This is a genomic window from Microbispora sp. NPDC046973, assembly GCF_040644495.1.
Classification (GTDB): Bacteria; Actinomycetota; Actinomycetes; order Streptosporangiales; family Streptosporangiaceae; genus Microbispora.
The window spans coordinates 1-25,795 of record NZ_JBEYWQ010000055.1; the positions used below are offsets into that span (position 1 = coordinate 1).

Sequence of the window (25,795 nt, forward strand, 5' to 3'; positions counted from 1 at the left end):
CACCCCTGCACCCTGTCCTGTTGGGCCGCCACCCCCCCCCGCGCCCGCATGATTTCCCGTACCCCCTACTTCGTGCCCCGCCGCCCCCGGGTGCGCCGGACCGCCCGCAGAGAGGTGACTCCCATGCCCGTCCAGGGTCTCCGTAGAACCGCCGCAGGTGTGCGAACCGCTCTCCTGGGGGCCGGCCTCGCAGGCGCCGGGCTCGCCCTCGCCGCCGCGGCCCTCCCGCCGGCCTCCGCGGCGGCCGGGGACACCACGCCGCCCAGCGCGCCGGGAACGCTGCGGAACTGTCCCCTGCCCGCGGCCCCCGGTTCGGGCCTCGGCATCGGCGTGTCGCTGTGCTGGGGCGCCGCGACCGACGACGTCGGCGTGACCGGCTACGACATCCAGGTGAAGCAGAGCGGCGCCTTCACCACCATCCGCACCGCGACGGGCCCCGGTTCCATCGTCAGCGGACTCACCCTGGGGCAGTCGTACACGTTCCGGGTGATCGCCAGGGACGCGGCGGGGAACGCGGGCCCGCCGTCCAACGACGTGACGGAGACCGCGAATTACCTCGGCGGCATGCCGCCCTCCAGTCCCCCGCCCAGCCCGTCGCCGATCGACCAGACCCCGCCGACCCGTCCCGAGGGCCTCGCCACGCAGAGCGTCTACGTCAACGGCGCGGTCGGGCTGGTCTGGACGCCGTCCACGGACGACGTCGGGATCTCCACCTACGAGGTCCACGTCTGGACCGACGGCGCCTTCCCGCGCGCCCAGGCCACGATCGACATGCGGGCCGACCAGGTGACCGCGGTCGTCACCGGCCTCACGCCGGGGCGCGACTACCTGTTCTACGTGGTGGCCCGGGACCGCGCGGGCAACCTCAGCGCGCCCTCCGACCTGGTCCGCGCCCGGGCCATGGTCGAGCCGCCCGTCGCCAGCCCCAGCCCCGGCCCCGGGACGGACACCACGCCGCCCGGCACCCCGACCGGGCTGACCACCGTGACCGGGATGGACATACCCGGCGGAGTCTTCCTCGCCTGGAACACCGTCAGCGACGACAGCGGGGTCCCGCCCCGTTACGACCTGTTCCGCCGGACCCTCGACAGCTACGCGTACGAGGGTGAGAACGCCACCCCCCGCGACATCGTCACCGGCCTCGAAGGAGGCAAGCCGTACACCTTCCAGGTCGTCGCCCGCGACGGGGCCGGCAACCTGAGCAACCCCTCGGCGCCGTACACCGCCATCGCGCAGCCCGGGTCAACGTCCTCGCCCAGCCCGTCGCCGTCCCTCGGCCTGTCGCCGTCCCCCAGCCCGTCACCGTCCTCGTCCGGGTCCGGATGCAGGGTGACGTACGCGACCACCACCTGGGACGGCGGGTTCACCGCCACCGTGACGATCACCAACACCGGCACCGCCGCCATCGAGGGATGGAAGCTCGGCTTCGGCTTCCCGCTCGCCTCCCAGCGGGTCACCAACGGATGGTCGGCCGTCTGGACCCAGTCCGGCACCGCTGTCACGGCCGAGAACTACGAATGGAACAAGACCATCAAGCCGGGCCAGTCGCTGTACCTCGGCTTCAACGGCGCCTACACCGGTGGAAACCCCACGCCCGCCGCCTTCACCCTCAACGGCACCACCTGCTCCTGAAAGCAGACCGTCCACGAGATCGTCGTCCAGGGCGGCCGGCCGCCGCGCCGGCCGCCCTGCTCGTCCCGGTCCCGGCCTCCCCTGCTCGGCGGCCAGACCCGCGGGACCGGTCGTCCGCGTCGGCACTATGCCACAACCCCGCAGGAGAGGTCCGACGAGTCGGGCGAGAATCATCCAGCGGCGACCATTTGGGGACGATGTATATTTCCCCATATTAGCCGACCGTAATAGCGATAGGTTGCAATCAGGCAACATCCCAGAGCGGGCATGGTCAAGCCTGGCACCGTTGGCGGTCGGAGAGATCAGGGAAGTGCGGATCGTACCCGTTGAGGTGCGATTTCAGCCGTACTGCCACCCCATGGGCACATCGTTGCGGTGGGAGCCGGGACTGCCCCTACCCAGATTTCTGCGTGTTGCCCTATACGAGGAGATACATGAGTGAGCTAGTACGCTGGGAACTCGATGGCGAGTCGATTGTCATGGAGATAGCCGAACAGGATGCGGAAGGTTTCCAAGCGGTTGGGATCGGCGGATACGGAATCATCGAAGCAAAATCCCGATTCGAGGATTCCCTACGAAACGTGCGAGACGCCGCAACGAGGGTGCTCGACTCATTTCGGGACAAGCAGCTCAATCCTGACGAGGTCGAGCTCGAGTTCGGCATCAAATTCAATGCAGCCGCAGGCGCAGTGGTAGCCAAGGCCTCCACCGAGGGCCATTTCGTCGTCAAGCTCACCTGGGCCCGCCAGGAGAAGTAGTGGGTAGTTCGTGGCATGCTCGGATCGACCGAGCAGTCGGCAACACCGTGGGCTCTGGATTTCTGATCGACAACCAGCACGTGCTGACATGCGCCCATGTTGTGCATAACGTACAAAATCCGATCGTTGTCTTCCCGGCCACCCATCCTCGGCAACATTATCCGGCGAGCGTAGTCACAACAGGACCTTGGAACAAGGAAGACCCGCGGGGCGACTTCGCGTTGCTCAAACTTTCACAACCCGCCCCCGTACCACCTGCGCAGTTCGCCGACCCCATCGATATGGACGCCTGGAGAGACAAGAAGCTCTTCTCCTATGGTTTCGCAGCGGGAAAAACGACGTCCGGCACTTTCGCCGAACTTCGCATCGACGACCGCCAAGTCCTGGCTCGCGAGTGGTGTCAGGTCAACGCGTGGGACGGTCACGGCCAATTTATTGCCAAAGGTTTCAGCGGCGCCGCCGTCTACCTGCCGGACACCGACCACGTGATCGGTATGATCACCGATGCCGACCTGACGCCGGGTCAGCGAGTGGGGCGCATGCTTCCCATCTCCACTCTGCGGCAGTATTGGGAGCCGCTTGACGATTTACTTCCGCACACCTGGCCGGGGAAGATCGGTCCGGGTGCTCGGGGGCAATTACGCCGCTGTCTTGCTGACGCCAGTCTGAGGAATCCTCCGGGAGTTCTGCTTGCTCAGGAATTCCCACTCCTCGCCGATCAAGGTAGTCCCTCTCTATGGAGAGCCATCGCCCTCGCCGCTGAGGAAATCGAGGAACCCGACGCGTTAGCTCGTCTCCTCTCCCGGGTGATCGGCAACTTGGACGACGCGTACAAGGCCGCCGAGGCGCGGCGCTGGTTGACCCGATACCTAGGAGAGTCGCGGGTCACGAGCGGAACACCCACATCCGCGGCGGCCATCATCCGCATGGCTCCCAGCGGCCTTGGTGGCTACCGCCTCGAATTCTCTATCTGGCGAGGCGACGGGAGTGGATGGACATATGCGATTCCCAACCCTGTCCCCGCCGAGCAGGTAAGGACGAGCGTAGAAGGTGAGATGCCCCGGCTCTTGGCGGAGGTCGCGGGCGAGGACTTCGTCATCGAATTCATGATGCCCCATGACTGGTTCACACGCGGAATTGGGGTCGAGAACTGGTTCACCAACAACGACCCGGACGATCGGATTCAACTCGGCCTCCTCTATCCGGTCGTGATGCGCGACGTGGCGCGCCGACGAGGTGGCAGCCAGCGGTGGGATCAGGCCATCAGGCGCTGGCGCAAGCTTCGTGAAGTCGGTTGTGAGTCCCCAAGCCTGATCGCTTGCCGAGACAAGGCCACGCTCAGCTGGCTGGCCGACGAGACCCGGACCACGATCGTTCACGCCGCTTCACCGACGCCCACTGAGATCGGAAAGGCACTCAAGTTCGGCATTCCTATCATGATGTGGCCAAGGACCTCGTGTCGGGCCGGTAGTCACGACGATTGCGCGGGCCGCAAATTCCTCTCCGAGGCTTCCGAGATCGTGGAGAAGTCCTCACCCGCCCAGCTTCCTTTCCGCGTCAAGCAACTGCGCATAGCCGGAATGGATTCCAAACCTGTCCAGAGAATCGCGCTCTTCTGGGACGACCCGACCCGTATGCCCGACCCGCCGCTCGCGGCATCGTAAAAGAGGACGGTACATGTCCGATTGGTTCATCTACACGGGATCAGGCACCCCTCACGACAGGATCGAAACGGACCTTCCCGCGCCCCCTCCGTGGAGGGTCTTCAGTGGCGGCCCTGCCCAGCCGCAGCCGGCGTGGTCAGAGGAGGCCGGGGATCACGACGCGACGAGCTACCAGCCCGACCCGCAGGCGGTGGAGCAAGTGAACGCCGCGTTGTTCCTGCGCCGCCCGCTCCTCGTGACCGGGCCGCCCGGCACGGGCAAGTCCACCCTCGCCGAGGCGGTGGCGTACGAACTACGCCTCGGGCCCGTGCTGCACTGGCCCATCACGAGTCGTGTGACTCTCTCGGACGGCCTCTATCAGTACGACCCTTTGACCAGGCTGTATGCGGCCAGCCGAGAGGAACTCGCTGGCGGGACGACCGCCGACGAGGAGATCGGCCGGTACATACGGCTGGGTCCGCTGGGCACAGCCCTTCTTCCCTTCGAGCGGCCGCGCGTACTGCTGATCGATGAGATCGACAAGAGCGACATGGATCTGCCAAACGATCTCCTTACGGTCTTCGAGAAAGGCTACTTCGAGATTCCCGAGCTGCAGCGTCACACCTCACCGACCGCAGAGGTCATGACAGCCGACGGGAGATCGGTAGCCGTCTTCGGGGGCGTGGTGCGCTGTCGGGCGTTTCCTCTGGTGATCATGACAAGCAACGGTGAACGGGAGTTCCCGCCCGCCTTTCTACGGCGGTGCGTTACGCTCCGTCTGCATCAGCCCAGCGGCGAAAAGCTGCACCGAATCGTCGCCGCGCATCTGGGCCCTGACTTGACGGCTGCGAGTCAGGACATCATCGAACGTTTTCTTGCCAAGAAAAGCAGCGGCGCCCTGGCGACGGACCAACTGCTCAACGCGGTCTACCTCCTTCATCATGCGAGGTCGGAGGACCGGTTGAGTTTGGCCGACCGGCTCATGCCCTATCTCAATCGCGACACCGATGAAACGGACGCGTACGGTGACGACAAACCTTGATCGGTTGCACGTCGCTCTGAGTGCGGTCGGGCCGCCGCCGACCCCCGTAGAACTCGCGGAACGGCTCTGGCTCGCGCAGTATCTGGACGAGCGCGACCGGATCCGGGAGAACAGGTTACCCGCCCTTGGGGAACCCATCGAGGATGTCGCTGGATCATCGCGGCCACCGGCCGGAGAAACGCCGCTGACCCCAGCCAACCAGGTCGAGATCTACTCGCGTGCGACGCCGGACTCGACCGGTGAGGTCGCAATGCCGATTCAGGTGTCCACCGGTCCGATGCTCCCCAGCGCGCTGAGGCTCAACCGCGCTCTGCGTCCGCTGCGTCATCGAGTGCCAGCCCATCGCCAGTCGACGGTGGACGAGCGAGCGACAGCCGACCGTATCGCTCGGCAGTTTCCGCGCCGCCGCGGGCCCTGGGTGCCGGTTCTGGTTCCCGCCATGGAACGTCGTCTGGACCTGACCCTCGTGGTTGATTTCGGCTCGTCGATGGAGCTGTGGCGTCCCTTGGGCGAGGAGCTTCGACGGCTCTACACGAACCTGGGCGCGTTTCGAAATGTGCAACTCATGCGCCTTGAAGAGGGGCCCTACGGGATCACAGTCGGTTCCGCGGTTGCGCCGGGTGCGCTGACCGACCCGTCAGGGCGTCGGCTCGTGCTCCTCTTGAGCGATTGTTCAGGCGCGCACTGGTGGACCGGCAGAATGGCTCATACTGTCCGCAGATGGGCATCGAGTTCGCCGACGGCGATTCTGCAACCGCTACCCGAACGCCTGTGGCATAGGACAGCGACCAGTGTGACAGTTCACCAGGCATATCTCACCCAGCCTTTCGCCGCTAACACATCGCTCAGGCTGCAGCCGGTGGTGCCTCAATCGGAGACGGCGGACAAACCGGTTCCCGTTCCGGTGGTCGGATTGTCGGCACCGTGGTTCGCGAACTGGGCCCAGGTGATGGCCGGCAACGTCAGGCCGATTGGGGTAACGCATCTAGAGGATCAGTCGACTGCTCTCGACGCGTGGATACAGGACGAGTACAGCCAACCGATCGAAAAGAGAGTCCTGCGTTTCCGAGCCGTGGCCTCGCCTGAGGCCTACTCACTCGCCGGTTACCTGGCGACTGCCTCGTTTCCGTCCTTGTCCCTGATGCGCCTCATACAGAGAGCACTTTTGCCCGGCTCATCCCCGGAGCACCTTGCCGAGGTCATTCTCAGCGGTCTTCTGCGACCGATGGACCAGGAACCAGAGTTCTACACCTTCGTGCCCGATGCCAGAGATGTTCTTCTCAGAACACTATCGCGCACCTCTCGGCAGACCGCCGTCCATGTCCTTCAGGCGATCTCACGCGAACTTGCCGCACAGGCGGGGGTGGGAACGACTACCTTCCGGAGCTATGTGCCGAGCGCACTGGCGGACAGCGACCATGGCATGAGAACAGCGGGTGATCCATTTGGATTGGTCGATTCGGACGTCTTCGGTCTGACCCGTGCGGCATCCCAGATCAGAAATAACGTGCAGTCTCTGGGTGAGCGTTCGACGGAGCAACTGTACGAGCGCCTGGCGACCTTGGTGGATGCCCAGTCACAGATCCTCTGGATCACCTTGCCCAGCGGCGCGGTGGCCGAGGACGCACCCCGGTGGCGGGTCATCACCGGCCAGGGCCTGGAGGAGTACCTCACGCACGGCTGGCTGGACGCGGTGCACCCCGATGACCGTCCCGGCACCGAGGAGGCGTGGCGCGAGGCGCTGCATCGCCACACACCGTTCGAGTGGAGCTACCGGGTGCGCACCCGGGCCAGCGGCTACCGGCACTTCGAGGTCCGGGCCGTGCCGATCATCAGGCACGGCCAGGTAGTGGAGTGGGTCGGAGCGAACACCGACGTCACGCCGCAGCGTGAGGCCGAGGAGATGCATGGCCGGCTCACCGACCAGCTCGGCGCCGCCGCGCTGCGCACCGCCCGCCTCCAGGGCGCGACCGCCCAGCTCGCCGAGGCGCTCACCGTCGAGCAGGTGGTGCAGGTCATCATCGACGTCGGCCGTACGGCCCTCGCCGCCGACCACTCGTCCGTGGCCCTGCTCGACCTGGACCGGGCGACGCTGAAGCTGATCAGCAGCGGCGGCACCCCGGACACCCGGGGCGAGGAGATCGATCTCGCCCAGCCCAACGTGATGACGATGGCGGTCAACAGCCGCCGCCCGGTCTTCGCCGAGTCGCCCGACAGCCTGCGGGCCCAGCTCGTGGACGCCGGCGCCGACGAGACGCAGATCTCCGGCTTCCTCGCGCAGACGGACGAGCGGGCCTGGGTGGGCCTGCCGCTGCTGGCGGCCGGGCGGGCGCTCGGCGCGCTGCGGTTCTCCTTCACCCGGACCCAGAAGATCTCGCAGGATGACGGCGTCTTCCTGGAGGCCCTCGCCGGGCAGTGCGCCCTCGCGGTCGAGCGGGCCACGCTGTTCGAGCGCGAGCACAAGACGGCCGAGACGCTGCAGCGCAGCCTGCTGCCCGACCGCCTGCCGGTGGTGCGGGGCCTGATGCTGGCGCACCGCTTCCGCTCCGGCTCGCGTCACGTGCAGGTGGGCGGCGACTGGTACGACGCGTTCGTCCTGCAGGACGGCCGGGTGGCGGTCGTCGTGGGCGACGTCATGGGCAAGGGTGTCAAGGCCGCCGCCGGCATGGGCCGGATCCGCAACGCCATGCGGGCGCTCGCGCTGACCAACCCGCCCCCGGCCGCGGTGCTGACGGGGCTCGACCGCGTCTTCGAGGCTACCGAGGAGGAAGAGCAGGTCACCACTCTGGCGTACATGGTCGTCGAGCCCGGGACCGGTGAGGGGAGGCTGGGGCTGGCCGGTCACCCGCCGCCGCTGCTCGTCTCGCCGCAGGGCCGGGGCGTCTTGTGCGACGTCGAACCCGGCACTCCGCTCGGATGGCCGACCACCAGGAAGGAGTTCCGGCTGGATGTGCCACCGGGCTACACCGCGTTGCTCTACTCCAACGGGTTGGTCCAGAACCGAATGCGCGGGCTGGATTCCGGACTGAAGCAACTCGTCAAGGTCGTAGAGGAAGCGCCCCCCCTAAGGGTTGCGAGAAACCCGCATTTATTGCTTGATTTCCTGACCGAGCGGATGTTGTCAGGCTATGAGCAAGATGATGATGTCACCATGCTCGCAATCAGGGTTCCTTCCGAGGAGGATGACGGGGCGTACTTCGCCCCAAGAGGACGGTGAGCGGCCACTTGCGCGTCGGCCCACTCACAACTTCCCGCGTCGGCCGTCCGCCCCGGATGTGACGGTCACCCGCCGGCGCAAAACCGCACGCGGATGCCCCAGCACGCATCGGGCGGCCGAAGCGCTGTGAACAAGCGGCGCCGAAGGAGTCGGAGGGTGCCTGGGATGATACGGGGATGACCGACGCGCTGCCCGGACTTGAACCCGGCACCGACTCCGCGCTCGCCACACCGCCGCGGCGGGCGGCCGGATACGAGATCGAGGACGAGCTGCGCGCCGCGGGGGCGGTGCGCGTCGCGGGCGTCGACGAGGTCGGCCGCGGCGCGTGGGCGGGCCCCGTGGTGGTCTGCGCGGCCGTCACCGCCTTCGGCCCGCCGCCCGAGCTGCCGGGACGCGGGGAGCGCACGGTCCGGCTGACCGATTCCAAGCTGCTCGGCCCGGCCCAGCGTGAGGCGTTCGCGGCGGTCCTGCCCGATTGGCTCACCTGCCACGCGTACGGCGAGGCCGGACCGGAGGAGATCGACGAGGTCGGCATGACCGAGGCACTGCGCCGGGCCGCCTGCCGGGCGCTGGAGGCCCTGCCGCTGCGGCCCGATGTGGTGCTCCTCGACGGCGCGCACGACTTCCTGGGCCGGCCGTGGCGGGTGCGGTGCGAGGTCAAGGCCGACCAGCGGTCGGTGTCGGTGGCCGCCGCCTCGGTGCTGGCCAAGGTCCACCGCGACCGCCTGATGGCGGAGATCGGCGAGGAGCACCCGGCCTACGGCTTCGCCGCCAACGCGGGCTACCCCTCCCCCGTCCACCAGCAGGCGTTGGCCGAGACGGGGCCAACTCCGCACCACCGGCTCTCGTGGTCATATCTCGACGACCTGCCCCAGTGGCGGCACCTGCGCAAGCACCGCGACCCCCTCGCCGGCTCCGGTCAGATGACCCTGCTCTGACCGTCGAAGTACGGGGAGACGCTGGTGTCGTAGCGGTTGTCGCCGTCGGTGTCGGAGACGCTGATTGTGATGCCGTTGAGGTAATCGGTGCGGGCGTCGCTGCTGTAGCGGTACAGCCACGAGGAGCCGAGGGAGCCTTCACCGGTGAACGGAGAGCCGACGCCGACGGGCTGGTCGGCGGGAAGGTCGAGGAGCCTCATGGCGAACGTCGATCCGGTGGACGGTTCGAGGGTCTCACCCGTGTAGGGCCTGGTTCCGTCGGGATTGGGACCGGCCGGGTAGCCGAAGACGTCGACCGAGGAGGCAGTCGGCTGGTTATAGGCGAGACCCTGCCCGCCGACGTTGTCGCCCAGTCGCCCGCTGTCGGTCAGCGCCCCGGAGGACGACGAGACGACGCCGTTGTACACGTTCACGAAGGCGACGTCGCGGTCGTAGTCGCGGTACAGGTCGAAGTCGTAGTGGGTGAAGGCCTGCTTTCCGACGTACAGGACCTCCGGGGTCTTGCCGCCCGAGTAGCCGGGCACGAAGACCCACTTGCCGAGCGTGCCGCCAGTGCGCTCGGTGTCGTACACGCAGTGACCGGCCGTGGCGACGACATTGCGATAGGACGACTGCACGGCCGTGGCCGTGCACCAGTGCGGCTGACCGTCGGCACCGACGAAGAACACCTTGCCCAAGGTCGTGGGCGTTTTCACCTTCTTCGAGAGCACGTCCTGGGACGCTCCAACGAGGCCCGGCTTGCCGTTCGCGACGACGCCGGTGGACACGCCTTCCGCGTGGACCACGGTCTGCACCGCGTACGGCGTGGCGGTGTGCAGGTTCGTCGGCCGGGCGGATGCCGGTCCGGACGTCCTCGACCAGCAGGTACGACAGCCGCGCCACCCAGCCGTTGATCACCGGTGCCTGGGCCAGGTGGTCACGGGTCCGTGAACGGCAGTCGCAGAGCCGGCCACCGCTGGGCGAGCAGGTCTTGCAGCCCGGTCAGCGCCGGTCGCCACAGCGCCGCCGGGAAGAAGCCTGGGGAGAGCGCGACGGTCACCAGGGCCGGCCGTACGGGAAAGGCGGCGCGAATGTGGTCCACCATGGCGGCGAGCCGCGTCCGGAGTTCGGCCTCGCCGATCAGCGGCTCCGGGTTGCGGTCGTCGAGGGCGTTGCAGAGGCAGTCCAGGTCGATGTCGAGCCAGCCGGGCCCGGTGACGGTCCGCGTGAGTGGGGTGCCCAGCGACGAGCGCTGCACCTGCCAGACGGTGTGGACGATCCCGGCGTCGGCGAACGGCCTGATGAAGCTGCCGATGCCGAAGCGGCCGGCGACCACCCAGGCGGCGACGGCGGCGGGGTCGCGCAACGGCGGCAACCGGCCGGGCGGGGGCGGCGCGAAGTCGTCGTGCGCGTCGATGTGCACGAGATGAGCCGGCCTGGGGTCGTGCCGCGCCGCCCGGGCGAAGGCCACGGCCGCCCAGGAATGGCTCGCGGCGACCATGCACGCGGGCCGGCCCGGCGCAGGTGGGCGCCAGGCGCTGAGGAACGGCAGCCGCCTCACCGGGCAGCCCAGAAGCTCCCGGCTCACCGTGGCGAGATCCGGGTCGCAGGCGGCGCCGGGCGGGAGCGCGGGCAGCAGATGCGCGGTGACCCTGCTGTCCCAGGCACGCTCCAGAAGGGGCACCCGGTCTTCGTGGACGGCCGTTAGGGCACGCACCGCGGCGTCGGCCGGAGTGCTGCCCAGGACGTCGATCAGGGCTCTCCTCATGGGTGTCCCGGCTGTTCCGCCCTGCGCGCGGCGATCGCCTCGTCCAGAGCGGCCATGGCCTGCGGAGGGAGCAGGTGGGCGACGGGTCCGAAGCGCGCCCGTTCCCAGTGCAGGCCGTCCTCGTCGATCGGCACCCTCGGAAGCTGCTCGACGGTGTCGGCCAGGTCGATGAGCAGGAGAGCGCGCCGTTCGTCCTCGGTCGCGGGCACCACGCCGCCGTCGCGGTGGTCGTACAGGTCCGCGCCGAGCGTGGCGTGCGGCAGCGACGCGCGTGCGCAGACGGAGAACAGCCAGACGAGCCGCTCGGCCTCGGCCCCCACCTCGGCGCGTAACCGATCACGTTGGGGCGGCTCGCCGATCGAGAAGTACTCCGTCCCGTAGACGCTGTGCAGGTGACCGGCGACGCAGACCGGCTCCGGTGCGCCCCAGCGCCGCAGCAGGTCGTGAACGCCTTTCAGGTGCTGCGCCAGGGTGCCCCCGGAGTGCGCGATCCGGTCGGCGCCCGCGTACGGGCGGTCCCGGTGGCGTTGCCAGAAGGAGAAGACGACCGAGTGGCGGACGCCGGCGCGTACGGGTGTGACCGCGTGGAAGGAGTCGTCGGAGGCGGCGAAGGCGAGTCCGGTGTTGGGCAGCGGGCGCAGCACACGGTCGACCGCCTCGATGCTCGGCTCGCTGAAGAGCACCAGGTGGCCGCCGTCGTCGTCCCGATATCCGGTGCCGAGGTGGACCACCAGGCGGTGGGTCTCGTCGTCGGCGTCCGGCGCGTCGTTGTGGAGCCCGATGCCCTGGCCCGGCATGAGCCGGTGGGCGACGACCTGCACGCGCTCGGCCAGCTCCACCATCAGCAGGTCGCCCGCCCATGCGCGCAGCCGGTCGATCAGTTCGGGGCCGAGCAGCCCGCGCGTGGGAGCGTGCCGCAACAGGTCGCACTCGTACTGCTCGAAGAACCGGCCGCGATGCAGATTCCACTGCTCGAGGCCGGACAGCTCTTCGGTGAGGGCCTCGGCGAGATCGCCGGCGAAGACCTGGGAGACGGTGGCGTGGAGGAAGGGATCGGTGCGCACCTCGGTCCCGGCCAGCAGCAGCCCGGTCATCTGATCACCTCCAGCAGCGGCACCCGGCTGTGGTCCTCGAACTCCACCTGGAGATCGGGGCCGATACGGCTCCAGATATGGCCGAGGATCACCTTGTAGTCCTCGCAGTAGACGCTGGGGTTGTCGTACCGCCGCTCGGGCGACCAGCGCGAGGCGACGTGCCCGCCTCCGCAGGCGTAGCGATAGACGCACCGCCGGCACACGTCGGCCAGGTTGGTCGAGGCGTGGCGGATCTCCTGCCAGGTGGGGTCGTCGTTGATGGCCACCAGCGGGTCGTCGATCACGTTCAGCGTGCTCCTGGTGATCGCCTGCCGCGAGGTGCGCAGCACGTCCAGCGCCTCCAGGCTGCCGTCGGTCAGCATCGTCATCGTCGTGATCTGGCCGTACCCGATGGACTCGGACCTGCTGGGCATTCCGAGCAGGCCCTTGACCAGGCTGGACAGGAAGCGCACGGTGACCCCGCGGTCGGCGTACTCGTCGTACCAGACGTCGAACAGGCCGCAGTAGAACGGCGCGATCGAGGCGGGGGTGTCCTCATGGGTGGCGTCGGGGACCAGGATGTCCACGTCGGCCTTGAGGTCGTCGAGGAAGTACCGCAGGACGGCCGCCGGGTCGGCGGCCGGATCGCAGACCGCCAGGGCGCCTGGAGAGACGCCATGCCGGCGCATCACCTCGAAGGCGCGCAGCACCGCCGTGTGCGTGCCGAACCCGCGGAAGTCCCTGCGCCGCAGGTCGTGCACCTGCGGCGGACCGTCGATGCTGATCGTGACGTGGATCTCGTTGGCGCACAGGATTCGCGCCCATTCGTCGTCGAGCAGCAGGCCGTTGGTGGTCATGCTGAGCTTGAGCTTGATTCCCGTGTCGTATTCCAATTCCCGCAACGCCTCGAACAACGCCCGGGAACGGCGCTTTCCGAGAAGCAGCGGCTCACCTCCGTGAAAAAGGATCGAGAAACGCCGGAGATCGTGCTCGGCGATGTGCTCGGCCAGCCGGCGCAGTAACGCCCGCTCCGCTTCCTCGGTGAGGAGCGGCGGTCGTTCGTATACCGACGAGTCGCGGAACCAGTAGCAGTAATCGCAATTGATGTTGCACCGGCTGGCCAGCTTGAGCAGCAAGTAATCCGGAATGATCCGGCCGTCGGCCGTCTCCGCAGGCATAGCGGCTCAGGGTTGCACGGGCGGCAGGACGATTTCCTCGCCGGGCAGCGAGGTGGGGATGTCGCGGTTGTAGTAGCGGTCGTAGCCGGGGGACGTGCGGTCGAATCCGCGGGTGAACTCCGCCGTCAGCCCGCCGCCCTCGCGGCCGATGTCTCGCAGGATCGTGTCGATCGCCGTACGCGTGGAGTGGATGGAGATCTCCAGCCCGAATCGCTCCTGCAATTCCCGGAGATTGTCCATGGACAGAGTGCGGAGCTCCTCACCGGAGAGCTCGATGCTGACTTTGTCGTCTTCGCCGGCCATGCCGTACCCCCTCTTCCGTCGATTCTGATTTCATCAGAACCGCTGCATCAGGGCATGTCAAGATGGCAATCGCCAACGATATTCCGATCTTTTCCGGTCGCAGTGTCGATGCAATTGGCTATTTGTCTGTTCCGCCACAGATACGGCTTTTATGCTTCACCATCGCGCCACCTCGGCACGGCGGCGGTGTCGGCGACCGCCCTCCTCGCCTGTTCGTCTCCGCCCAGGGCCACGGCGACCGGCTCGACCCACTCGGCCGCTCGGAGGGGGCGCGGGTTTCCGTCGGTGCGGCCCAATAGATGGGACCGCCCGGTGCCGATGTTCTCCAGCTCCTGTGGTGTCCGCGCGACCACGGGCCCCACTACTGTCCCTCGCTCATGCTGCGCTGGCGGCGTTCGGCCGACGTGACCACCTGCTTGGCGAGCAGCCCGAGCCCGAGGTGATGGAGTACGACACGTATCTGCCCGTGCCCTGCGTTCTGCATCCCGAGCAGGTCGTCGAATACCCCTACGAGGACTTCCTTCCCGGCGATCTGGAGGAGCGGATCCGGATCTGGGAGGAGTCGAGTGGCTACGACTACTTCTCCGGGCTCTCGATCGCCGATGGCTGGAAGGTGGGCGGTTACGCGGCCTGGAATCTCACAGACCCCTACCCGATGCTCTGCGGGGCCGACATGAACCTGCTGGTGAAGGTCGACGGCGGAGAGTCGGACGGGACGGAGAGCCGGCGGCCCCTGGAGGACGCCGTGCCCGAGAGCGAGTTCCACGAGCACCCGAACCGATGGCAGCCTACGGGGATCACGATCGGCCGTGGGTATGCACTGTGGATCTTCACCTGCCCGGTCTCGTTCGACCACCCGCACGCGGTGAGCATGCGGTAGCCAGGTCGCGGCGCGTGCGGGGATCACACACCGGACAACCGACCTCCTACGCCACGTGGTCGCCGGGGGTCAGGCCCATGCCGTCGGGTACGGCGGCGGGGTCGGAGCCCACGTGCAGCGGCCTGTTGTCCTTGTCGACGAAGACGACGCGGGGCTTGAGCGCCTTGACCTCCTCCTCGGCGACCAGCGCGTACGCGATGATGATCACGAGGTCGCCGACCGAGATGAGCCGGGCGGCGGCGCCGTTGATGCCGATCACCCCGGAGCCCGCCGGGCCCTCGATGACGTAGGTGGACAGGCGGTTGCCGTTGTCGATGTCGACGATGTCGACCTTCTCGCCCTCGACGAGGTCGGCCTCGGCCATGAGGTCCGCGTCGATCGTCACCGAGCCGACGTAGTGCAGATCGGCCTGCGTGACGGTCGCGCGGTGGATCTTCGACTTCATCAGCGTGCGGAACATGATCTCCCACCGGGGTATGGACGGCCCTCCTCACGAGCGTCCTCGATGGTATGTCACGCCCCGAAATGCCCAGTCGTCAGCCTTCCACGACGGCACGCAGCGGCCCGGCGAGGTGCGAGCTCGCACGGGCCGATGCCGCCGTGAACAGCCGCTTATCCGCCGGTCACGTACTCGACGGACGCGTCGAGCAGCCACTCCGCGACGTATCCGGCGAAGGACGAGCGGACCAGCAGGCGGAAGCCGTGCTCACCGGCGACCAGGACGACGCCCGCCCTGGCCAGCATGGTCTGGGCGCACCGGCCCGGGCCGAACACCCGGGGGTGCAGGTCCAGCGCGCAGCCGTGGGCCAGCACGTCACGCGCCCGGTCCCCGGCGACCACCAGGGTGGTGCGCTGGGCCGACACGTCGACGACCGAGACGTGCTCGCCGTCCGCCGCCTCCTCGATCCGCTCCACGAGGCCGCGCGCGGCGCCGTCGGGCCCGACCACCAGCCACTCGTCGGGCCCGAACCACAGCACCTCCAGGCCGCCGCCGCCCGCCGTGGTGCCGGGCTCCACCGGCAGCGGCACGCCGATCGCCGTCCCGATGCGCTCCGCGGCGGGGCTCTTGGGGTCCACCCGGAGGTTGATCTGGGTCAGGAAGGGGATCTCGGCCAGGCGCAGGCCGCCGCCCGCGCTCGCCGCCTCGAACCCGGCCGCGAACGCCGCGGCCGGACTCCTGCGCCCAGCCGGGGACACAGCCCCCGAGGCGGCCGTCGACACAGCCGCAGAATCAGCCATCGCGGCGCGCTCCTTCCGGGTCGTACAGGACGTGGGAGGTCACGGTGACGGGCACCAGGTCCGCCCCGACCGGGGCGTACAGCCGCTCGCCGACCCGCTCGCGCCCGCCGGCCACCAGCGCGAGCGCGAACGTACGGCCCAGCGCGGCGCTGCGGTAGCTGGAGGTGACGAAGCCGAGCGTCGGCACCGGCGGCTCGGGCAGCGCCGAGGTCTGCACGAGGTGGGCGCCCTCGGGCAGCAGCACGCTCGGGTCCTCGGGCAGCAGGCCGACCAGGTGCTTGCGGTCGGGCCTGGAGGTGTCCGCCCGGGCGAAGGACCGCTTGCCGATGAAGTCGGCCTTCTTCTTCGAGACGATCCACTCCATGCCGAGGTCCTGCGGGGTGACCGTGCCGTCGGTGTCCTGACCGACGATGGGGAACCCCTTCTCGGCGCGCAGCACGTGCATGGTCTCGGTGCCGTACGGCGTGACCTCTCCGGACGCCATGACCGCCTCCCACAGGGCGAGCCCGGACCAGGAGGAGACGTTGATCTCGTAGGCCAGCTCGCCGGAGAAGCTGATCCGGCAGACCCGGGCCTCGATCCCGGCGACCTCGGCGTCCCGCCACGTCATGAACGGGAAGCTGTCGTTGTCCACGGCGAGGCCCGGGGCGAGCCGCGCCAGCACCTCCCGGGAGCGCGGTCCGGCCAGCGCCACGGTCGCCCACTGCTCGGTGACCGAGGTGCAGTGCACCCGCAGGTCCGGCCACTCGGTCTGCAGCCACTCCTCCATCCAGTCGAGCACGGCCGCCGCGTTGCCGGTGGTCGTGGTGACGAGGAAGCGGTCGTCCGCCAGGCGGATGACGGTGCCGTCGTCGAAGACCATGCCGTCGGGGCGGCACATCACGCCGTAGCGGATGGAGCCGACCTTGAGCGTGCTCATCATGTTCGTGTAGAGCCGGTCGAGGAACACGGCCGCGTCGGGGCCGATCACGTCGATCTTCCCGAGCGTGGAGGCGTCCATCGCGGCCACGTCCTCGCGCGCCGCCCGGCACTCGCGCAGCACGGCCGCCTCCATGTCCTCACCCGGACGGGGGTAGTACCAGGGCCGCTTCCACTGCCCGACGTTCTCGAACAGCGCGCCGTGCGCCACGTGCCACTCGTGCATCGCGGTGACGCGCACCGGGTCGTGCAGCGGCCCCCGGTCGCGGCCCGCCAGCGCGGCGAACGAGACCGGCGTGTACGGCGCGCGGAACGTCGTGGTCCCCAGCTCGGCGACGTCGACGCCGAGCGCGTGCGCCACGACGCCGCCGGTCAGCAGCCCTGACGTCTTGCCCTGGTCGTGGGCCGTGCCGGCGGTGGTGTAGCGCTTGACGTGCTCGACCGAGGTGAGTCCCGCGCCGGTCGCGCGCAGCACCTCCGCCACGGTCACGTCTCGCTGCAGGTCCACGAAGTGCGAGCCGTAATCGCCGGCCTCGACGAGCCACAGGTGCTCGGCGGGCGCGGGGGCAGGCTCCTCCCCGGCGGCCGGCAGGCGATGGTCGGACGTCACGGCGAACCCGGCGGCGGCCAGCGCGCGGCGGCCCGCCGCGGCGCCGTCCTCCAGGCAGGCCCGCAGCGTGCGGATGCCTCCGGCGAACCCGGCGGCCTCCACCGCCTGGCGGGTCTCGCCGGGCGTGAACGCGCCCAGCTCCGCGTCGTACCGCAGCGTGCCCCCGGCCTGGCTGAACAGGTGCACCACCGGCGTCCAGCCGCCCGACACGAGCAGCAGGTCGGCGGGGACCTCCCGCACGCCGCCGTCCGCACGCGCAGTGATCTCGACCGAGGAGACCTCGCCCTCGCCCTTCGCGGCGGTCACCACGTGGCCGGTCAGGACCTCGATGCCGCGCTCGGCGCAGCGTGCGGCCCACGCCTCGCCGGGGGCCTGCCGTACGTCGGCGATCGCGGCGATCTCGACGCCGGCGCCGGCGAGGTCGAGCGCCGCCGCGTACGCGCTGTCGTTGGTGGTGAACACGACCGCCCGGCGCCCGGGCAGGACGCGGTAGTGGTTCGCGTACGTGCGGGCGGCGCCGGCCAGCATCACGCCGGGCAGATCGTTGCCGGCGAAGGCGACGAACCGCTCGTGGCCGCCGGTCGCCAGCACCACGCGCCCGGCCCGGATGCGCCAGACGCGCTCGCGCGCCATCTTGGCGGGGGCCGCCGCGCCCAGGTGGTTCGTCCGGCGCTCCACCGCGATGACGTAGTTGTCGTCGTAGTGACCGACGACTGTGGTGCGGCGCAGCACGCGCACCTCCGGCAAGGCCGCCAGCGCGGCCACCTCCTCGGCGGCCCACTCTCGGCCAGGCCTGCCGTCGAGCGTCTCGGTCGTGCCGAGCAGGCTGCCGCCCGGCTCGGGCCGCTCGTCGGCGAGGATCACCCGCGCGCCGGCCCGTGCGGCCACGCCCGCGGCGGCGATGCCGGCCGGTCCCGCGCCGACCACGAGCACGTCGCAGTGCGCGTGCACGGCGTCGTACCGCGCCGGGTCGGGCCGGTCGGCCAGCCTGCCCTGTCCCGGCAGGCCCGTGGCGACCAGGCCGTCGTACAGCTCGACGGTCGTCGCCTGGAGCATCGGCTCGGGGAAGGGCTCCTCGATCTGGACGAGCGCGTTCGGCTCCTCGCAGCCCGCGGCGTACACACCGCGTGGACGGCCGAGCTTGACGCTGCTCGCCACCGCGCGCACGCCGTTGGCGAGCAGCGCCGAGGCCAGCGTGTCGCCGTCCAGGCCCTCGTACTCCCGGCCGTCGAACCGGAAGCGCAGGACCCGCCCGGTCGCCCCCTCACGGCGGTACGGCTGCGCGCCGGGCCCGCCGGCTCGCTCGCCGAATCCGCTGATCGGCTCGCTCATGCCGTCACCGGCCGCGGCTCGCCCGTCCGGTAGACGGCGTGGATCTCGTTGGTGGCGGTGTCGCGTACGGCGTTGAACCAGCGGCGGCATCCGGCGGTGTGGCTCCACCGCTCCGCGAACAGGCCCTTGGGGTTGTCGCGGAAGAACAGGTAGCGGGCCCACTCCTCGTCGGAGAGGGCGGCCGGGTCCTCCGGATAGGCGACGTGGGCCTGCCCCCCGTAGTGGAACTCGGCCTCGTCCCGCGGCCCGCACCACGGGCAGGCGATCAGCAGCATTGGCACTCCGAGACAATCAGTGGGCGACGGCGGCGGCGCCGTGCTCGTCGACGAGCTTGCCGGTGGTGAACCGGTCGAGCGAGAAGGGGGCGTTGAGTGGGTGGGGCTCGCCGGTGGCGACCGTGTGGGCGTAGCACCAGCCGACGCCCGGGGTGGCCTTGAACCCTCCGGTGCCCCAGCCGCAGTTGACGTACAGGTCCTCGACGGGGGTGAGGCCGACGACGGGCGAGGCGTCGGGGGTCACGTCCACCACGCCGCCCCAGGTCCGCAGCACGTGCGCCCGGGCGAAGACCGGGAACAGCTCCAGCGCGGCCGACATCTGCCGCTCGATGATGTGGAACGCGCCGCGCTGGCGGTAGGAGTTGGCCGCGTCGATGCCCGCGCCCATGACCAGTTCGCCCTTGTGCGCCTGGCTGACGTAGACGTGGACCGCGTTGGACATGACCACGGTCGGGTGCACCGGTTCGAGCAGCTCCGACACCAGCGCCTGCAGCGGGTGGCTCTGCAACGGCAGCGACACCCCGGCGTACCCGGCGACGACCGAGGAGTGCCCGGCGGCGGCGAGCGCGACCTTATTGGCCGCGATGGGGCCGCGGGTGGTCTGGACGCCGGTCACCCGGCCGTCGCGCACGTCGAGACCGGTCACCTCGCAGTGCTCGATCATGTCGACCCCGAGGTCGGCCGCCGCCTTGGCGAAGCCCCACGCCACGTAGTCGTGCTTGGCGATGCCGGCCCGGGGCTGGTAGGTGCCGCCGAGCACCGGGTAGCGCTTGTCGGGCGAGATGTCGACGATCGGGCAGACCTCCTTGACCTGCTCCGGCGTCAGCCACTCGGCGTCCACGCCGTTGAGCCGGTTGGCGTTGACCCGGCGCACGCTGTCGCGCACGTCCTGCAGGCTGTGGGCCAGGTTGAGCACGCCGCGCTGGCTGAACAGCAGCGGGTAGCCGAGGTCGTCCTCCAGCCCCTCCCACAGCTTCAGCGCGTGCTCGTAGATGCCCGCGCTCTCGTCCCACAGGTAGTTCGAGCGGATGATGGTGGTGTTGCGGGCCATGTTGCCGCCCGCGAGCCAGCCGCGCTCCAGCACCGCGACGTCGGTGATCCCGTGGTTCTTGGCCAGGTAGTAGGCCGTGGCCAGGCCGTGACCCCCGCCGCCGACGATCACCACGTCGTACGCCCGCTTCGGCTCGGCCGACCGCCACAGCCGGTCGGGGTGGTCCGGCAGGTCGGCGCCCGGAGTTCTGCGCCCCTCGGTTCTGCGCCCCTCGGTTCTGGGGCTCATCGGGCCTCCCCGTTCAGGCCGGGGTAGAGGGGGTGCTTGGCGGCGAGGGCCTCGACCCGGGCGCGCAGCGCCGTCAGGTCCGCTTCGGGCTGGAGCACCCGCGCGATCACGTCGGAGACCTCCTCGAACTCGGGGCGAGCGAAGCCGCGGGTGGCCAGGGCCGGCGTGCCGATCCGCAGTCCCGAGGTGACCATCGGAGGCCGGGGGTCGAACGGCACCGCGTTGCGGTTGACCGTGATCCCGGCCTCGTGGAGCCGGTCTTCGGCCTGGCGGCCGTCCAGCTCGGATTCGCGCAGATCGACCAGCACCAGGTGGACGTCCGTCCCGCCGGACAGCACCCGTACGCCGGCCTCGGCGGCGTCGGGGGCGAGCAGCCGGTCGGCGAGGATCCGCGCGCCCTCCAGCGTGCGGCGCTGCCGGTCGCGGAACCACTCACCCGCCGCGATCCTGAACGCGACCGCCTTGGCCGCGATGACGTGCTCCAGCGGGCCGCCCTGCTGGCCGGGGAACACCGACGAGTTGATCTTCTTGGCCAGGTCCTCGGTGGACAGGATCACCCCGCCCCTGGGCCCGCCGAGCGTCTTGTGGGTGGTCGTGGTGACGACGTGCGCGTGCGGGACCGGCGACGGGTGGAGCCCCGCCGCGACCAGCCCGGCGAAGTGCGCCATGTCGACCATCAGGTAGGCCCCGACCTCGTCGGCGACGCGCCGGAAGGCGGCGAAGTCGAGGTGGCGGGGGTAGGCCGACCAGCCGGCGATGATCAGCTTGGGCCGGTGCTCGCGGGCGAGCCGCTCGACCTCGTCCATGTCCACGAGGCTGTCGCTCTCACGGACGTGGTAGGCCACGACGTTGTAGAGCCGGCCGGAGAAGTTGATCCGCATGCCATGGGTGAGGTGGCCGCCGTGCGCGAGGTCGAGGCCGAGGATCGTGTCGCCCGGCTCCAGCAGCGCCGACATCGCCGCCGCGTTGGCCTGCGCCCCCGAGTGGGGCTGCACGTTGGCCGCCTCGGCGCCGAACAGCGCCTTGACCCGGTCGATCGCGAGCCGCTCGATCACGTCGACGTGCTCGCAGCCGCCGTAGTAGCGCCTGCCGGGGTAGCCCTCGGCGTACTTGTTGGTGAGCACCGAGCCCTGCGCCTGCATCACCGAGACGGGCGCGAAGTTCTCCGAGGCGATCATCTCCAGGGTGGACCGCTGGCGGCGGGTCTCCTCGCCGATCGCCGCCGCCACCTCCGGGTCGGCCTCGGCGAGCGGCGCGTCCATCACCGAATCGTTCACTTCAGTCCTCACTAGCTGCGCAGGCGTTCCATGGCGGGGTCGAACAGGGGCTCCTCGGCGACCACGGCGGTCACCCGCCGGTCGATGTAGCCGATCTCCAGCGTGCGTCCCGGCGTGACCAGCTCGGCGGGCAGCCAGGCGTAGGCGATGCCCTTGCCGATCGTGTAGCCGAAGGCCGCGCTGGTGACGTAGCCGACGCCGGTGTCACCGTCGTAGACCGGCTCCCTGCCCATGACGACCTGGGTGGGGTCGTCGATGGTCAGGCAGGCCAGGCGGCGTCGCACGTTCTCCCTGCGCCGCTCCAGCGCCTCGCGGCCGATGAAGTCGCCCTTGTCGGTCTTCACCGCGAACCCGAGCCCGGCCTCGTACGGGTCGTGCTCGAAGGTCATGTCGGTGCCGAAGGACCGGTAGCCCTTCTCCAGCCGCAGGCTCGCGAACGCGCCGCGCCCGCCGGCGATGATCCCGTGCTGCTGACCGGCCTCCCAGAGCGTGTCCCACAGCTTGGCGCCCAGGTCGGCGGTGGTGTAGAGCTCCCAGCCCAGCTCGCCGATGTACGACAGCCGCAGCGCGGTGACCGGCACGGTGCCGATGTACGCCTTCTTCGCCCGGAAGTAGCGGAAGCCCTGGTTGGAGAAGTCGGCGTCGGTCAGCGGCTGCACGAGGTCGCGGGCGCGGGGACCCCAGACGCCGAGGCAGCAGGTGCCTGCCGTGATGTCGCGGACCATGACCGAGCCGTCCGCGGGCAGGTGCCGGTGGAACCAGTCGAGGTCGAGGTTGCCGTTGGCGCCGACCTGGAACACGTCGCGGCCCAGCCGGGCGACGGTCACGTCGCTGCGGATGCCGCCGTCCTCGCCGAGCAGCAGGCAGTAGGTCACCGAGCCGACCGACTTGTCCATCTGGCCGGTCGTCAGCCGCTGCAGGAAGGCGAGGGCGCCGGGGCCCGCGACCTCCAGCCGCTTCAGCGCGGTCATGTCGTACAGCGCGACGGACTCGCGGGACGCCTGGGCCTCCGCGCCGACGATCGGCGACCAGTAGCGCGCCGCCCAGTCGTTGGGCGTGGGGATGTCGCGGCCGTCCAGCAGCCGGGCGTTCGCGCCGTACCACTGCGGCCGCTCGTAGCCGACGGCCTCCAGGAAGAAGGCGTCCAGCTCGCGCTGCCGCGCGTGGAAGGGGCTGAGGCGCACCGGCCGCGGCTCCTCCATCGGCTGGAGCGGATGGATGATGTCGTAGACCTCGACGAAGTTCTGACAGTCGCGGGCCAGCACGTAGTCGGGGGCGAGCTGGTGCGGCTCGAACCGATTGACGTCGCACTCGTGCAAATCAAACGACGAGCAGTGGCCGTCGACCAGCCACTCGGCCATCGCCTTGCCGACGCCGGCGGAGTGGGTCACCCAGACCGCCTCGGCGACCCAGAAGCCCTTCACGTCCGGCGACTCGCCCATCAGCGGCATGTGGTCCTGCGTGAAGGAGAACAGTCCGTTGATGCCCTCGTCGATCTTCGCCGCGCGGGTGCCGGGCAGCAACCGCCGGGTCTCGGTCCAGGCGTCCTCGAAGTCCTCGGGGGTGAACGTGAGCACCGACGGCATGACCTCGGCCTCGTCCACGGACAGCAGGTCCTCGGGGCTCACCGGCATCGGCCGGTGGCCGTAGTAGCCGATGCCGATGCCGTCGAACCGCTGGCGGTAGTAGAGGTCGGCGTCCTGGTGGCGCAGGATCGGCAGCGTCGCCTCCTCCTCGCGTCCGGCGAGGTCGGGCACCTGGCCGGTCCAGGCGAGCTGATGTGCGAGCGGGGTCAGCGGCAGCGGCATGCCGACCATGCCGGCGATCTTCGGGCCCCAGATGCCGGCGCAGCAGACCACGACGTCGGCGGGGATCTCGCCCTGGTCGGTCACCACGCCGGCCACCCGGCCGTCCTCGGTGCGGACGTCGAGCACCTCGTGCCGCTCCAGCACCCGCACGCCGCGCGACCGCGCCCGCCTGAGCTGGGCGTCGACCGCGCGTACAGCCTTGGCGAGACCGTCGGTGGGGATGAACAGGCCGCCCAGCACGGCGCCAGGGTCGATCAGGGGGTGGTGCTCGGCGCACTCGGCGGGGGTGAGCAGGCGCGACTCGACACCCCAGGACGTGGCCCAGCCGTGCCTGCGGTGCAGCTCGGCGAGCCGTTCGGGGGTGGTCGCGACCTCCAGCCCGCCGACCTGCAGGAAGCAGGGCTCGCCGTCGAGGTCGAGCGAGCAGAGCTTCTCGACGGTGTAGCGCGCCATCTCGGTCATCGTCTTTGACCCGTTGATCTGGAAGACCAGTCCCGGGGCGTGGGAGGAGGAGCCCCCGGTCGCGGGCACCGGGCCCTGGTCGACCACGGTGACGTCCGTCCAGCCCCGGGCCGACAGCTCGTCGGCGAGCGCCGCACCGACGACGCCTGCTCCGATGATGACGACGCGCGGGCCCGTCATACCCACCTCCGTTGCTGCATATGTTGTTGCGTAATTTGCAACATTATGCGTTTAACGCAACAAGCGTGACGCGTCGCATTGCGGGTGTCAAGCACCAAAAAACACGACAAAAGTGTGCCTGCCGCCGATCAGAAGGACGATCGGCGCCGGGCACCGGGTGAGGTCCCGGACACGATCGGGACCTCGACACTTCTCCCGGCCGGGGAGGGTCTTTACACTCGCGCCCCAAACCATCCCATTCGGCCAGATACCTCTCGGGCCGCCGCCATGACCTGCTCGGCGACGGCGGCGATCGCCGTTTCGGGCATCCGGAAGGACGGGCCGGACGCGCTGAGCGAGGCGATGACGGAGCCGTCCGCGCCGAGGACGGGCGCCGCGACCGCGCTCAGGCCGTCCTCCAGCTCGTCCACCGCCGTCGCGTACCCACGCAGGCGCACCTCGGCGAGTTCCGCGCGCAGCCGGGCGGGATCGGTGACGGTCCGGACGGCGAGGACGGGCAGCCCGGCCTCGATCACCTCCTCGCACAGCGCGGCGGGCGCGTGCGCGAGCAGCACCTTGCCGTTCGAGGTGGCGTGCAGGGGGATCCGCTGGCCCACCCAGTGGTGCAGCTGGAGCGCGGACGGCCCGGTGACCTGGTCGACGTACAGCGCCTCCCGGCCGGCGAGGACGGCCACGTTGACGGTCTCCCCCACCGCGCGGGCGAGCGCCGGCGTCACGGCACGGCTCTCGCCCACCAGGTCGAGCCGCGCGCTGGTCGCCCCGGCGAGCCTGACCACGCCCACGCCGAGCCGATATCCGCCGCGGTCGCCGTCCTGCTCCACCAGATCGTGGCTCTCCAGCGTCGCCACCAGGCGGAACGCGGTGGACCTGTGCACGCCGAGGCTGGCGGCGAGCTCGCTGACGCCGAGCTCGCCGTCCCGGGCGAGCAACTTCAGGATGGTGAGTGCGCGGTCGACGGACTGTACGGCCGCCCCGTCACCCGACCCGTTGCTCATGGCACAACTCTACGCGTATTACGCACCAGACTCTTGACCCGTTCCACAGGACGAGCCAGTCTGTTGCGTATACGTCACCATGTTGCGTATGACGCACTCAGGAGGCTCCATGTCCGCTCGCCCGGGTCGCGAGTTCGTCCTCACGTTCTCCTGTGTCGACCGGCCGGGGATCGTCTACGCGGTGAGCGGTTTCCTCGTCCAGCACGCGGGCGACATCCTGCAGAGCCAGGAGTTCAACGACCGGACGAACGGCCACTTCTTCATGCGGGTCCACTTCGCGGTGCCCGAGGGCCGCGGCGACATCGAGGAGCTGCGCCGCGGCTTCTCCTATGTCGGCGACTCCTTCCACATGACCTGGCAGCTCAAGGACGCGGCGACGCCGACGAGGACGCTCGTGCTCGTGTCGAAGTTCGGCCACTGCGTGAACGACCTGCTCTACCGCCAGCGGGTCGGCGCGCTGAACGTCGAGATCCCCGCGATCGTCTCCAACCACCGGGACCTCGAACCGCTGGCCGAGTTCTACGGCGTGCCGTTCCACCACGTGCCCGTCACACCCGGCACCAAGCCCGAGGCCGAGCAGCGCATCCTCGAGCTGGCCGAGGAGCTCGACACCGATCTGGTCGTGCTCGCCCGCTACATGCAGATCCTGAGCGACGACATGTGCAAGCGCCTGGAGGGCCGGGCGATCAACATCCACCACTCGTTCCTGCCGGGGTTCAAGGGCGCCAAGCCGTACCACCAGGCCCACGAGCGCGGCGTCAAGCTGATCGGCGCGACCGCGCACTACGTCACCGCCGACCTCGACGAGGGGCCGATCATCGAGCAGGACGTGGCGCGCGTCGACCACTCGCTCGACCCGGGCGAACTCGTGACGGTGGGCCGCGACGTGGAGGCGCAGGTGCTCGCCAGGGCCGTGCGCTGGCACTGCGAGAACCGCGTGCTGCTCAACGGCGACCGCACCGTCGTCTTCCGCTAGACCTCGTTTCCACCGGCCCGGCATGGCCGTGCC

At 69.7% G+C, this 25,795-nt stretch carries 21 protein-coding genes; 8 read left to right on the forward strand and 13 right to left on the reverse strand.

All coding sequences use genetic code 11. From position 1 onward, the window contains the following. Positions 1-159 precede the first annotated feature (159 nt). The 6 genes from ABZ860_RS41485 to ABZ860_RS41510 all read left to right on the forward strand — a co-directional run bounded on the left by ABZ860_RS41485 (position 160) and on the right by ABZ860_RS41510 (position 9,230). A complete protein-coding gene (locus ABZ860_RS41485; RefSeq protein ID WP_357231885.1) occupies positions 160-1,632 on the forward strand; it encodes a cellulose binding domain-containing protein in 1,473 nt (490 codons plus the stop codon). Between the two features lie 434 nt (positions 1,633-2,066). Beyond that, on the forward strand, positions 2,067-2,390 hold the full coding sequence (locus tag ABZ860_RS41490; RefSeq protein WP_357231888.1) for a CU044_2847 family protein: 324 nt from the start codon (positions 2,067-2,069) through the stop codon (positions 2,388-2,390). Next, positions 2,390-4,054 (forward strand): trypsin-like peptidase domain-containing protein, encoded by a 1,665-nt coding sequence (locus ABZ860_RS41495; RefSeq protein WP_357231891.1) that lies wholly within the window; start codon positions 2,390-2,392, stop codon positions 4,052-4,054. The genes ABZ860_RS41490 and ABZ860_RS41495 overlap by 1 nt, the downstream gene beginning before the upstream one ends. A 13-nt stretch (positions 4,055-4,067) precedes the next feature. Further along, positions 4,068-5,075, forward strand: a complete 1,008-nt coding sequence (locus ABZ860_RS41500) for a MoxR family ATPase (RefSeq protein ID WP_357231894.1) — start codon at positions 4,068-4,070, stop codon at positions 5,073-5,075. After that, positions 5,059-8,292 (forward strand): SAV_2336 N-terminal domain-related protein, encoded by a 3,234-nt coding sequence (locus ABZ860_RS41505; protein WP_357231897.1) that lies wholly within the window; start codon positions 5,059-5,061, stop codon positions 8,290-8,292. The genes ABZ860_RS41500 and ABZ860_RS41505 overlap by 17 nt, the downstream gene beginning before the upstream one ends. A gap of 176 nt (positions 8,293-8,468) precedes the next feature. Continuing rightward, positions 8,469-9,230: a ribonuclease HII gene (locus ABZ860_RS41510; RefSeq protein ID WP_357231900.1), complete on the forward strand. Its 762-nt coding sequence runs from the start codon at positions 8,469-8,471 to the stop codon at positions 9,228-9,230. Here the strand turns inward: ABZ860_RS41510 and ABZ860_RS41515 are convergent. From ABZ860_RS41515 to ABZ860_RS41535, 5 genes are all read right to left on the reverse strand, one after another. Beyond that, positions 9,212-10,024, reverse strand: a complete 813-nt coding sequence (locus ABZ860_RS41515; protein WP_357231903.1) for a hypothetical protein — start codon at positions 10,022-10,024, stop codon at positions 9,212-9,214. The two genes, ABZ860_RS41510 and ABZ860_RS41515, sit on opposite strands and share 19 nt — an antisense overlap. A gap of 122 nt (positions 10,025-10,146) precedes the next feature. Further along, complete coding sequence (locus tag ABZ860_RS41520) at positions 10,147-10,977, reverse strand: hypothetical protein (RefSeq protein ID WP_357231906.1); 831 nt, start codon at positions 10,975-10,977, stop codon at positions 10,147-10,149. Beyond that, positions 10,974-12,071: a 2OG-Fe(II) oxygenase gene (locus ABZ860_RS41525; RefSeq protein ID WP_357231909.1), complete on the reverse strand. Its 1,098-nt coding sequence runs from the start codon at positions 12,069-12,071 to the stop codon at positions 10,974-10,976. The genes ABZ860_RS41520 and ABZ860_RS41525 overlap by 4 nt, the downstream gene beginning before the upstream one ends. Beyond that, positions 12,068-13,228 carry a radical SAM protein gene (locus ABZ860_RS41530; RefSeq protein ID WP_357231912.1) on the reverse strand — a complete coding sequence of 387 codons (1,161 nt, stop codon included), beginning with the start codon at positions 13,226-13,228 and terminating at the stop codon, positions 12,068-12,070. Before ABZ860_RS41530 ends, ABZ860_RS41525 begins: the two co-directional genes overlap by 4 nt. Before the next feature lie 6 nt (positions 13,229-13,234). Next, the gene (locus ABZ860_RS41535; protein WP_357231914.1) at positions 13,235-13,531 is read right to left on the reverse strand and encodes a hypothetical protein; all 297 of its coding nucleotides are present in this window, start codon (positions 13,529-13,531) and stop codon (positions 13,235-13,237) included. Positions 13,532-13,973: 442 nt separating this feature from the next. Here ABZ860_RS41535 and ABZ860_RS41540 point away from each other — a divergent pair, with 442 nt between their 5' ends. Beyond that, positions 13,974-14,411, forward strand: a complete 438-nt coding sequence (locus ABZ860_RS41540) for a hypothetical protein (RefSeq protein WP_357231917.1) — start codon at positions 13,974-13,976, stop codon at positions 14,409-14,411. A 46-nt stretch (positions 14,412-14,457) separates the two neighbouring features. Here ABZ860_RS41540 and panD read toward each other — a convergent pair whose 3' ends face one another. From panD to ABZ860_RS41580, 8 genes are all read right to left on the reverse strand, one after another. Continuing rightward, complete coding sequence (gene panD / locus ABZ860_RS41545) at positions 14,458-14,871, reverse strand: aspartate 1-decarboxylase (protein WP_357231920.1); 414 nt, start codon at positions 14,869-14,871, stop codon at positions 14,458-14,460. Positions 14,872-15,023: 152 nt separating this feature from the next. After that, positions 15,024-15,650, reverse strand: a complete 627-nt coding sequence (locus ABZ860_RS41550; RefSeq protein ID WP_357231923.1) for a sarcosine oxidase subunit gamma family protein — start codon at positions 15,648-15,650, stop codon at positions 15,024-15,026. Then, positions 15,643-18,510, reverse strand: a complete 2,868-nt coding sequence (locus ABZ860_RS41555; protein WP_357231926.1) for a 2Fe-2S iron-sulfur cluster-binding protein — start codon at positions 18,508-18,510, stop codon at positions 15,643-15,645. The genes ABZ860_RS41550 and ABZ860_RS41555 overlap by 8 nt, the downstream gene beginning before the upstream one ends. Then, on the reverse strand, positions 18,507-18,785 hold the full coding sequence (locus ABZ860_RS41560; protein WP_357231929.1) for a sarcosine oxidase subunit delta: 279 nt from the start codon (positions 18,783-18,785) through the stop codon (positions 18,507-18,509). The genes ABZ860_RS41555 and ABZ860_RS41560 overlap by 4 nt, the downstream gene beginning before the upstream one ends. Before the next feature lie 16 nt (positions 18,786-18,801). Then, entirely contained in the window at positions 18,802-20,064 is a 1,263-nt protein-coding gene (locus ABZ860_RS41565; protein ID WP_357231932.1) for a sarcosine oxidase subunit beta family protein, read from the reverse strand. Next, complete coding sequence (glyA, locus tag ABZ860_RS41570) at positions 20,061-21,326, reverse strand: serine hydroxymethyltransferase (RefSeq protein ID WP_357231958.1); 1,266 nt, start codon at positions 21,324-21,326, stop codon at positions 20,061-20,063. Before glyA ends, ABZ860_RS41565 begins: the two co-directional genes overlap by 4 nt. Positions 21,327-21,352: 26 nt before the next feature. Next, a complete protein-coding gene (locus tag ABZ860_RS41575; RefSeq protein WP_357231935.1) occupies positions 21,353-23,791 on the reverse strand; it encodes an FAD-dependent oxidoreductase in 2,439 nt (812 codons plus the stop codon). Between the two features lie 212 nt (positions 23,792-24,003). Further along, positions 24,004-24,786: an IclR family transcriptional regulator gene (locus ABZ860_RS41580; protein ID WP_357231938.1), complete on the reverse strand. Its 783-nt coding sequence runs from the start codon at positions 24,784-24,786 to the stop codon at positions 24,004-24,006. A 109-nt stretch (positions 24,787-24,895) separates the two neighbouring features. Between ABZ860_RS41580 and purU the strand changes: the two genes are divergently transcribed. Next, a complete protein-coding gene (gene purU, locus ABZ860_RS41585) occupies positions 24,896-25,762 on the forward strand; it encodes a formyltetrahydrofolate deformylase (protein WP_357231941.1) in 867 nt (288 codons plus the stop codon). The last annotated feature ends 33 nt before the right edge of the window (positions 25,763-25,795 follow it).